Source organism: Aurantimonas sp. E1-2-R+4 (assembly GCF_036549515.1).
Taxonomy (GTDB): domain Bacteria; phylum Pseudomonadota; class Alphaproteobacteria; order Rhizobiales; family Rhizobiaceae; genus Aurantimonas; species Aurantimonas coralicida_A.
In genome coordinates this window covers 24,380-30,732 of sequence record NZ_JAZHLK010000047.1, presented here as the reverse complement: position 1 = coordinate 30,732, position 6,353 = coordinate 24,380, and the positions used below count along the sequence as shown (strand labels likewise).

Here is a 6,353-nt window from a genome sequence, read left to right as displayed (position 1 = left end):
GATTTCGAGAACCTGTCGCGCAACGCGCTCGCATTCCTCAAACTGGCGTCTATCCGCCTAATGCTGCGAAGGCTTTGTTCAAATTGAACAACTTTCCGGACCGACTCTAAGACCCTGCCGGGCCTGGCTGACATAAACCAGATAATTCACCAACGCCCCAGCTCCCGCCGATTTTCCGCCTCTGAGCCTCTGCCATTCCGGTGGAGTGGAAGCAAAGTCTGTTACCGGACACGATATAGACTACAACAAAATCCGTTCAAATTTCACATTGTGAAAAGCAATTTGACGATGTGGATTTTATTTGACGATCAAACGACATCGCCCGTAGGCTGCGACCAAGTTGAAGAGAGGGGCCGACGGCCTTCCAAAAATGAGCGAAGCCGAACCAATGTCGTCCTCTCCCGCCAAGCCCAAGGACAAATATGAAGAGCCCGCCGGCGCCGGCAAAAAGAAGTCGGCGGAGGGGCGGGTCATTCAATCGGTGGACCGGGCCCTGAAGCTGATCGAAGTGATTGCCGGCAAGGATCGTCCGATTCTGCTGAACGAACTCGCCAGGGCGGCCGAGTTGAATTTGTCGACCTGCCATCATCTGGTGGCGACGCTGGTGGCGCGCGGCTACGTCATTCATGCCGGGCGGAGCCGCGGCTATATGCTCAGTTCGAAATTGGCGGATCTGGCGGCGCTCGCCAGTCGCGAGTTCGATCTTTGCGAATTCGTCCACGACGAGTTGCAGGCGCTGAATGTCAGTTTGCGCGAAAGCGTCCAACTGGCGGTGCTGCGCGATTCCATTTTGATGACCCGGCTCAAGTTCGGCTCGCTGATGCCGACCCATGTGGAGCCGGACGAGGTGAAGAAGATGCGCGCGGCGCATGCGACGGCGACGGGCAAGGCGATCCTCGCCTGGCTGCCCGAGACCGAGCTGGCGCGCGTGGTCTCCAACAGCGGTCTGACGCCATTCACGGCGAGCACGATCACTTCGCTGTCCGCGCTCATCGAGGAATTGCGCATCGTGCGTCGTTCGGGCTTCGCCGTCGACGATGAGGAGCTGGAGCCGAACGTCATCTGTTACGGCGCGGCGTTGCGCGACGGCAGCGGCGCGGTGCTCGGCTCGATCAGCGTTTCGATCCCGAAGAGCAGGGCAACCACCGAATACCGCGCGCACATGATCCGCGCGGTGATCGAGTGCGCCGGCAAATTATCCAACAGGCTGCGTGTCGGCCAATTTTAAGAGCAACCGTTTCTGTCAGTTGCGACGTCGTGGGAGGAGAAGACATGGCTATGGAAGAAGGTGTGAAGACCCATCCGGATTATCCGGTTCCGGAGACCATGAAAGCCTGGGTTCTGGGCGATCCGGGGCAGCTGACCTTTGTCGACAAGGCCGTCCCTTCGCCGAAGAAAGCGGAGGTCCTGGTCCGCATCGATGCCGTTGCCATCTGCGCCACCGATCTTGAGATCATTCACCACGGTCCGCCAGCGCAGATCGAGGGCGGCGCGCCGTTCAACAAGAACTTCACGCCGGGCCACGAGTATATGGGAACCGTGGTCGCGCTCGGGCAGGGCGTCGACGAATACGCCATCGGTGAGCGCGTGACGGTCGAGATTCACGCCGGCTGCGGCCAGTGCAAGCGTTGCCGGCAGGGCATGTATACGTCCTGCCACAACTACGGCAAGAACTACGGCAACGTCGACAAGGGCCATCGCGCCAACGGTTTCACGACCGATGGCGGCTTCTGCGAATACCAGGTGAACAACATCAACACCCTGGTGCATGTCGCCGATGACATGAGCGATGAGGAGGCGACGCTCGTCGTCACTGCCGGAACCGCGATGTACGGCCTGACCGAGCTCGGCGGTCTCGTAGCGGGCGAAAGCGTCGTCGTCAGCGGGCCGGGCCCGATCGGCCTGCTGGGTGCCGCCGTCGCCAAGGCGCTCGGCGCGCAGCCGGTGATTTTGACCGGAACCCGCGACAACCGGCTCGAGATCGGCAAGCGCCTCGGCGCCGACCACGTCATCAACGTGCGCAATGAAGACCCTGTCGAGGCCGTTCGTCGGCTCACCGACGGCAAGGGCGTCGACTATGTGGTGGAATGCTCGGGGGCACCGAATGCGGTCAACGAGGCGGCGCAGATGCTGAACCGCGGCGGCAAGATCTGCCTGGCAGCCTTCCCGAGCGCGCCGGTGCCCGTCGACGTGGCCTATCTGGTTCGCAACAACATCTACGTTTACGGCATCCGGGGCGAAGGCAAGGGCGCGACACACCGCGCCGAGGCCTTCATGCGCCAGAAGCGCTTCGACGCCACCCAGATCCACACCCACACCTTTCCGATGGAAAACCTGCCGGAGGCGCTGCGCTACGCCAAGGACCGCGTGGAAGACGCGATCAAGGTGGTGGTCCGCAACAAGCAGGCGCAAGCCCAGTCGATCGCGGCGGAATGATCAGGATCGAAGGTCGAGATAATGTTGTCCTTTGAGGAATACGTCACGCCGCGCGGCCTGCGGGAAGCGCTGGAGACAGTCGGCAAGCTTCCCGCGGACGGCAAGGTCATCGCCGGGGCGACCGACGTCCTGCCTTATGCCCGCGAGGGCCGGGGCGGAGACGTGCATTATTCGATCGTCGTCGATCTGAGCCGGGTCCGCGAGTTCCAGGGTTACGAACACGTCGGCAACCGGGTTCGGCTCAACGCGAATGTCGCCTTTCAGGCCTTTCTGACCGACGCCGTCCTGCGCGAGCATCTGCCCTGTATGCCGTATTGCGCGATCTGGTTCGCCGACGACCAGGTGCGCGAACAGGCGACGCTGGCGGGCAATATCGCCAATGCCTCTCCAGCGGCGGACGGCGTGCCGCCGCTGCTCGCGATGAACGCGGATGTGGAGCTTGCGTCTCTGGAAAACGGCGACATCCGCCGCCGGACGCTGCCGATCGGCGACTTCATCCTTGGTCCCGGCCGCACCGCACTGCGAGCCGGTGAACTGATCACCGCCGTGATCTGTGAATCGATGCGCGGCTATGGCGGCTCGTTTCAAAAAGTGGGCCAGCGACGCTCCCTCGTCATATCCAGGGTGTCGGCCGTCGCGCTGGTCAAGACCAACGCCGCCGGCGACGTCTTCGAAGACGTTCGCCTCGCGCTCGGCGGGGTCGGTCCTGTGCCCGTCCGGCTGCACGATATCGAGACCATGCTGATCGGCCAGCCCATCACCCGCGAGCTGGTGGCCGAAGCCAGCGTGTTGCCGGCCGAGCGCGTCGCTTCGCGCTCGCGCGTCGCCTATCGCCAGCGGGTCGTGCGGGGCTTTGTGGAGGCCGCGCTGGAAGACGCGCTCGTTGCGTGCGGCGCGCCGGTTCCAAATGCACAGCAGAGGGAAGCAGCTCATGTCTGACCGCGTCCTGACCATGACCGTCAACGGCCGCAAATTCGCCCGGCCGCTCAATGGCAGCTACCGCCTGCTCGATTATCTGCGCGAGGAAATCAACCTCACCGGAAGCAAGGAAGGTTGCGGCGCCGGCGAGTGCGGCACCTGTTCGGTCTTTGTCGACGGCAAGCTGGTGAAATCCTGTCTCATGCCGGCGGTGAAGGCTGACGGGGCGGATATCCAGACCATCGAGGGGCTCGCGCCGCGCGGTGAGTTGACCACCCTGCAGCAGGCCTTCCACAAGACCGGCGCCAGCCAGTGTGGCTACTGCATCCCGGGCATGGTGATGGCAGCCACCTCGGCGTTGCGTGAAAATCCGTTCGCCGACCTCGAAGAGATCAAGGAGCGCCTCGGCGGTAACATCTGCCGCTGCACTGGCTACACGAAGATCTTCGAGGCGGTCGAACTGGCCCGGGACGTCATGAATGGCCGTCTTCCCGCCACCGCGCTCGATGAGGACGGCGCTGGCGCCTCCTATATCGGCAACAATGTCCGTCGGCTCGATGCGCCGAGCAAGGTGTCCGGCGCGCTGAAATACGCCGGCGACATGACGATGCAGGACATGCTGCATATGCAGGTGCTGCGCAGCCCGTATCCCCATGCGAAGATCCTCTCGATCGACACGTCGGCCGCCGAGGCGCTGGACGGCGTGGAATGTGTGATCACGCACAAGGATGTGCCCGGTCTGGACGGGTTTGGCGTCTTCGTCCACGACCAGCCGGTGATGGCGCGCGGAAAGGTGCGCTACGTCGGCGAAGCCGTCGCCGCGGGCTCGGCCGAGACCCAGGAGATTGCGCGCCGGGCTCTCGGGCTGATCAAGGTCGCATATGAGGAACTGCCGGGCGTCTTCGATCCCGAGGAGGCGATGCGGCCCGGCGCGGTCATCGTCCACGACTATGCCCAGGACAATGTCGTCAAGCACATCCCCATCCGCAAAGGCGATGTCGAGCGGGGCTTTGCCGAGGCCGATGTCATCGTCGAGAACAGCTATTCGACCCAGCAGGTCGAGCACGCCTATCTCGAGCCGGAGGCAGGCCTTGCCTATGTCGATCACGACGGCGTGGTGACCGTCGTCTCCCCGAGCCAGAACATCACCCACCATCGCCACATGCTGTCGACCATCATCGACAAGCCGATCAACAAGGTTCGCTTCATCATGAGCCCGGTCGGCGGCGGCTTTGGCGGCAAGGAGGACATGATCTACCAGGGCATGCTGGCGCTTTCCGCCATGAAGAGCGGACGCCCTGTTCGGATTGTCTTCACCCGCGAGGAATCGATCATCGCGACGGCCAAACGCCACCCTTCGAAGGTGACTTGCAGGATGGGCCTGAAGAGCGACGGCACGATCACGGCCGTCTCGTTCAAGATGATCAGCGACGGCGGCGCCTATGGCATGTCCACCGAAGGCGTCATGCGCAAGGCCGCGATCCTGTCGCTCGGCCCATACGACCTCGCCAACACGCGGATCGACACGTTCGGCGTCTACACCAACAACACGCCGTCCGGCGCGTTCCGGACCTTCGGTGCCATGCAGGCGCAGTTCGCCACCGAGTCACACCTCGACATCTGTGCCGAAAGGCTCGGTCTCGATCCGTTCGAGATCAGGCGCCGGAACATGATGACGGTCGGGTCCCACACGCACACGGGGCAGCGGCTCGATACGGTCTCCATCGGCGAGGTGCTGAAAACCGCGGAGGCGTTCTGCCGCTGGGAAACGGGCGCGCCGACGAGCCGCGGTGCCACGCGGTCAGATCTCGGCGGTTCCGACACGCGCCAGCCCTGCACCCTCGGCGCTCGTTTTCGCCAAGCGGCGGCGGATGACAAGCAGGAGGTTGCCTGATGAAGCGCTGGGCGAGGGGGCGCGGCATGGCCGCATCCTGGTACGGCATTGCCCGCACCGCGACGATCGACCGGGCGGGCGCCTGGGTGGAAATGGATGATGGCGGCACCGCAAAGGTGGTCACCGGCGTCACCGAGATCGGCGAGGGCATCTTGACGGTACTCGCGCAGGTCGCCGCCGAAGAGCTCGGCATCCGGCCCGCCGACGTGACGATCGGCGACAACGACACGGCGCGCTCGCCCGAGGCGGCGCATGCCGGCGCGACGCGCCAGACCTACATGATCGGCAACTGTGTCGCGATCGCATGCCGCGACGCCCGCGCCAAGCTCGATGCAGAACTGGCCGATCACTGGCAGGTCGACGCCGCGACGATCAAGGCGTTCGACGGCGAAATCTGGGCCGAGGGTACCAACAACCGGATGACCGTCGATGAGGCGGTGGCGCTCTGCAAGAAGCGGGGGGTCGTGCCGGTCGGCTCCGGCTCGTTCACGGCGCACGGCACCGGTCTCGATCCGGTCGACGGTTCCGGCGCTCCCTGGCAAGCCTATGTCTTCGGCTGTCAGGTCGCGGAGGTGGAAGTCGACACCTTGACGGGCGAGGTTCAGGTGCTGGGCATGTGGGCCGTTCACGACGTCGGCCGTGCGATCAATCCTCGCGGCGTGGAGGGTCAGATCGAAGGCGGCATCGTGCAAGGGTTGGGCCAGGCGCTGATGGAAGACTATCAGCTCGATAAGGGTCACACGACCACCCACGGCTTTTCCAAATATATCCTGCCGACGTCGCTCGACATTCCGCAGATCAACACGATGCTCGTGGAAGACCGCGACCCGCGCAGCCCGCTCGGCGCCAAGGGCATCGGCGAACCAGCGCTGGTGCCGACGGCGCCGGCGATCATGAACGCCATTTACGACGCGATCGGCGTGCGCATCACCGCGCTGCCGGCAACGCCGGAATCCATCTTGCAGGGTTTGGAAGAGAAAAAATCCGCCAAACTGGAGATGGCCAGCTGACGGCCCCGACAGTGCTCTCGGGCCGGCCGGACAGGATTCGTCCGGCTTGCCGAGTGTGCGTCTGGAGACGTTGAATTTCATCGCGGCGGGAGGTC

5 protein-coding genes are annotated in these 6,353 nt (G+C 63.9%); all 5 read left to right on the top strand.

The genetic code is table 11. The annotated features are described in order from the left end of the window. Positions 1-370 precede the first annotated feature (370 nt). Genes VQ045_RS17515 through VQ045_RS17495 form a run of 5 tightly spaced genes read left to right on the top strand, consistent with a single transcriptional unit; the run spans position 371 to position 6,258 of the window. Positions 371-1,228 carry an IclR family transcriptional regulator gene (locus VQ045_RS17515; RefSeq protein WP_327647252.1) on the top strand — a complete coding sequence of 286 codons (858 nt, stop codon included), beginning with the start codon at positions 371-373 and terminating at the stop codon, positions 1,226-1,228. 44 nt (positions 1,229-1,272) lie between these two features. After that, positions 1,273-2,436, top strand: coding sequence for a zinc-dependent alcohol dehydrogenase (locus tag VQ045_RS17510; RefSeq protein ID WP_327624670.1), 1,164 nt, complete (start codon positions 1,273-1,275; stop codon positions 2,434-2,436). Positions 2,437-2,457: 21 nt separating this feature from the next. Beyond that, a complete protein-coding gene (locus VQ045_RS17505) occupies positions 2,458-3,375 on the top strand; it encodes an FAD binding domain-containing protein (protein ID WP_331831016.1) in 918 nt (305 codons plus the stop codon). Next, positions 3,368-5,248 (top strand): molybdopterin-dependent oxidoreductase, encoded by a 1,881-nt coding sequence (locus VQ045_RS17500; RefSeq protein WP_331831015.1) that lies wholly within the window; start codon positions 3,368-3,370, stop codon positions 5,246-5,248. Before VQ045_RS17505 ends, VQ045_RS17500 begins: the two co-directional genes overlap by 8 nt. Continuing rightward, positions 5,248-6,258, top strand: coding sequence for a xanthine dehydrogenase family protein molybdopterin-binding subunit (locus VQ045_RS17495; protein WP_331831014.1), 1,011 nt, complete (start codon positions 5,248-5,250; stop codon positions 6,256-6,258). Before VQ045_RS17500 ends, VQ045_RS17495 begins: the two co-directional genes overlap by 1 nt. The last annotated feature ends 95 nt before the right edge of the window (positions 6,259-6,353 follow it).

Excerpts from the sequence above, each read along its gene's own strand:
- VQ045_RS17515 (WP_327647252.1), top strand. The coding sequence starts at position 371 with ATGAGCGAAGCCGAACCAATGTCGTCCTCTCCCGCCAAGCCCAAGGAC.
- VQ045_RS17510 (WP_327624670.1), top strand. The coding sequence starts at position 1,273 with ATGGCTATGGAAGAAGGTGTGAAGACCCATCCGGATTATCCGGTTCCG.
- VQ045_RS17505 (WP_331831016.1), top strand. The coding sequence starts at position 2,458 with ATGTTGTCCTTTGAGGAATACGTCACGCCGCGCGGCCTGCGGGAAGCG.
- VQ045_RS17500 (WP_331831015.1), top strand. The coding sequence starts at position 3,368 with ATGTCTGACCGCGTCCTGACCATGACCGTCAACGGCCGCAAATTCGCC.
- VQ045_RS17495 (WP_331831014.1), top strand. The coding sequence starts at position 5,248 with ATGAAGCGCTGGGCGAGGGGGCGCGGCATGGCCGCATCCTGGTACGGC.